The sequence below is a fragment of the Streptomyces sp. NPDC127084 genome (genome assembly GCF_042724175.1).
GTDB lineage: Bacteria > Actinomycetota > Actinomycetes > Streptomycetales > Streptomycetaceae > Streptomyces.
On the sequence record NZ_JBHXFA010000240.1, the window covers coordinates 1 to 4,009 of the forward strand.

Here is a 4,009-nt window from a genome sequence, read left to right on the forward strand (position 1 = left end):
GGGGCGCGCGCGGAGGGGGGCCCCAACACAGCGGAGCCCCCCCCCCCCCCCCCCGGCGGGGCGGCCGGGGGGGGGGGGGGGCAGCCCGCCCCCCCCCCCCCCGGGGGGGGGGCGGCGCTCGGGCATGCGCCGGGGTGCGTCGCGGGGATCAGCCCGTGGGTACGCCCATCACCTCCCGGGCATGCCGGTCCGGCACCATGCCCAGGGTCCAGGCCTGCCACCCCTCCTCCAGCCGGACCCCACGCTCCAGGACCAGCGTGAAGGCCTCCGCGAAGTCCTCCAGTTTCGGGTCGCCGCTCGGGCGAGGCTCGGTACGGAGCTCGGTGCGAAGGGTGGACAGCTCCTCCTGGGCGACGACCGTGCCGACCTCGACGCCGCCCGCCGAGGCGTACGGGAGGAGCGTGCAGCGAAGGAAGCGTGCCCAGGCGTCGCCGCGGCGGTCGCCGTATGAGGTGAACAGGGTGATCGCCTCGTCGCACAGGCCGAGGGCCTGGGCCGGGCGGTCGTTGCCGGCGTCGATGACGGCCAGTTCGAGGCAGGTCCACGCCTCCCCGTGAGCCACGCCGATACGGCGGAAGTCGGCGCGCGCGTCCACCAGGAGCTGGCGGGCGAAACCGGAGTTGCGGAGGTTGCCCGTCCGCGCGGCGCGCTGGTCGCGGGTGGCGCGGCCGGAGTGGTGGCGGGCGCAGGCCAGCCCGTACACGTCGCGCATCCGCGAGAACATCGTGCGGGCCCGTTCCAGCTCGCGTACCGCCTGGTCGCGGTCGCCCTGCTCCTCCAGTGACTGGCCCAGGTAGTAAAGCGTCCAGGCCTCGCCGCGCGCGTCCTCGTTGTCGCGGTGCCGGGACACCGCCTGCCGCAACTGCTCGACGGCGGGCGCCGGATCACCGTCCACCAGTCGGGCGCGGGCGAGCTGGGTCAGCGCCCAGGCCTCGCCGCGGTCGTCCTGGGTGCGGCCGTAGAGCCCGAGGGCCTCCCGCAGCTCCGACTCTGCCCGCGGTGCGTCGCCCATCCGCAGGCACACCTGTCCCAGCTGGTAGTGGGTCCAGGCCTCGCCGTGCAGGGATTCGCCACCCCGGTGCAGCGTCAGCGCGGTGGAGAGCAGGGTCAGCGCCTCCGCGAGGTTCGCCCGGTCCCGTTCCACCGCGGCGAGTGCGTGCAGCGTCCAGGCGCGGTCGGCGGCCAGGGCGTCGGACGCCTGGAGTTCGAGCGCCTCGCGCAGCTTCGCCGCGGCCTCGGCGAGGTTGCCCTGGTGGTGCAGGGTGATACCGAGGGAGCACAGGGCCCTGGCGGCGCCGGCGTCATGGTGCGCCTCGCGGTAGAGCTCCACCACCGAGGTCAGGGTGGTGCGGGCCTTGTCCAGCTCGCCGAGCTGGCGCGCGGCGATGCCCGTACGCCACTGGACCGAGCGGATCAGCAGGCCCTGGTCGACCGCCTGGGTCAGTTCGCTGATCTCGCCGAGGCGGTACAGGTCGCCCCGCAGCAGGCAGTAGTCGCACAGCGCGCCGAGCAGGTTCAGCACGGCCTGCTGGTCGATTCCCTCCGCGTGCCGCAGCGCCGCCGTGATGAAGCTGGACTCGTCGTCCAGCCAGCGCAGCGCCGCCTCCAGCGAGGAGAAGCCATGGCCGTCGAAGTGGTCGGCGCGGGTCGAGGTCTTGCCGTCGACCAGCCGGATCACCGAGTCCGCGAGCTCGGCGTAGCCGATGATCAGGCGTTCCTGTGCGGCGGTGCGCTCCGGCAGCTCCTCCTCGTCCAGCAGACGGGCGTGGGCGAAGGCCCGGACCGCGTCGTGCAACCGGTAGCGCTCCCCGCGCACATGGTCCAGCAGGCCGGCCCTGGCAAGCACCGAAAGCTGCCGCTGACCCTCCGCCTCGTCCGTGCCCAGCAGGGCCGCGGCTGCCGCCGCGCCGAGCGAGGTACGCCCCGCCAGCGACAGCCTGCGCAGCAGCCGGCGGGCCTGCTCGCCCTGGTCTGTGTAGCGCAGCCACAGCGCCCGCTCGACGGGGCCCGACGGTCCGCCGTACGCGGACAGCGCGGCTGCCAGGTCCCGCATCGAGCGCGTCCCCAGTGAGGATCCGGCCGTACGCAGCGCGAGCGGCAGTCCGCCGCACGACTCACGTACGGAATCGCAGGACTGGGAGTCGTACGGCTCGTCCTGGGCCCGCTGCCTTTCCGCCTCCGCCCCTCCCGGTCCCTCCTGCGGTTTTCCGGCGGCCCATGCCAGCAGCTCCTCGGCCCCCGCCCCGTCCAGGGGCTCCACCGCCAGATGGTGCACCCAGGCCGTGCTCTCGCCGTTCCCGTCGTCCCCGGTGCCGAGCGCGGACGGCTCCAGTGGCCGACGGGACGTCACCAGCACGAGCGAGTCCGAGCGCTCCGGAATCAGCGTACGGATCTGGGCGGCGTCGCTCGCGTCGTCCAGGATGACAGTGACCGGAAGGCCCGTCAGATGCTGGTGGTACAGCTCGCTCAGCCGCCGCACCTGCTGCTCGGGAGACGACGACCGCTCCCGGAACAACAGCTGCTCGCGCGGGGCACCGAGCCGGTTCAGCAGGTGCAGTAGCGCGTCGCGGGTGGGCAGTGGCTGTTCGGAGCCGGCCGAGTCACCGCGCAGGTCGACCACGCAGGCGCCGCGGAACTGGTCCTTCAGCTCATGCGCGGCGCGCACCGCGAGGGTGGTGCGGCCCGAGCCCGGTTCGCCGTGCAGGACGACGACCGTCGGTTTCGTCTCCGTGGCGGCGCGTGCGGCGTGCACCCACTGGGCGATCCGTGTGATCGCCTCGCGGCGTCCCGCGAACGGCCCGTCCGGGGCGGGCAGGTGCCCGAAGGACTGCTCCAGCACACTGCGTCTGCGGGCCGCCTGGCTGCGGTCGCTGCCGCGCAGAACCGGCCCGCTGGACTTGGCCGCACCGGAGGTTGTGCCGGTGGACGCGCCCATGCCCGCGCCCGGGACCGGTGCCGTCCTCGTCGCCCTGTTCGCGCTGGGGGTGTCCCGCCGGGAGCCCTGCCGGGCCGCGGCAGCCGTCAGTAGCCGCTGCTGGTCGATGAACGGGCGGATGCCCCGTACCTCCAGCGCCGTCAGCCACGCCAGCCGCAGCTGTTCCACCCCGCCCGGCTGCGCCAGCGCCCCGGCCCTGCGATGTGCGGCGGGCCAGTGCGACGCGGTCACCTTGGCCACGGTCGTGGCGGCACCGGCGACGGCGACGATGGCCCCGGCACCGACGGCCGTGCCCGTGGTTGTGCCGAGTGCCATGTCCGCTCCGATGGCCGCGACCGACCCAACGGCGGTGACCAGCAAGGGTGTCGAGACGTTCCGCCGCCGGAACCCCGCCGACAGGGGCTGCCGGCTCGCCTCGGCCGCTTCGACGGCGCGCGCGTACGCGGCGTACTCCTCCCGCGCCGCTTCCGCCACCATCGTCTCCAGCGCCGTCCGCCCGCGTGCCAGCAGCGCGGCGGAGTCGGCGCGCCCACCCGAGCGGCGTACCTCCTCGTCGACCGCGCGTATCAACAGCCGCTCGGCTTCCGCTCGATGGCTGTCCCGCATATGGGTCCCCCTCCGAAAGATTCCGCTGGTGATCTCAAGTGTCCTGCGTGACGCGCGTTGGCGCGAGGGAGTCCATGACCTCTATGCATCACCCGATAAGAGGAGGTTTGTCCTTATCTGTGGGGGGCACTTGATCCATACCGGAGAAGCACCGGGAACGAGCGAAGCACCGGAAGAGCCGGAAGAGCCGGAAGAAGCGAGAAGGAAGGAGCCCCCTATAGGCAGAACCTTCAGTCGCTGCGGATCACCGGAGACATCGGAGAGAGCAGAGGCGTCACAGACGCCGGGTAGACCGGAGAGAGCGAGCAGAGCCGAGGAGGCCAATGACGTACTGACAACGGTGAATCTCGGGGAAGCGGGAGCGGGGGGGGTGCGGGGGGGAGACCCCCCCCGCGCGGTTGACGGGGCGGTTGTGGGCCCGTAGGTGCCGGGGAGAAAAGATAAAAGAGCCCCCCAAGCAGAGACAGT

1 protein-coding gene is annotated in these 4,009 nt (G+C 73.2%); it reads right to left on the reverse strand.

Annotated elements, in window-relative coordinates; translation table 11 throughout:
• Positions 1-148: 148 nt before the first annotated feature.
• Entirely contained in the window at positions 149-3,541 is a 3,393-nt protein-coding gene (locus ACFWI9_RS31945) for a tetratricopeptide repeat protein (protein ID WP_387168092.1), read from the reverse strand.
• Between the last annotated feature and the right edge of the window lie 468 nt (positions 3,542-4,009).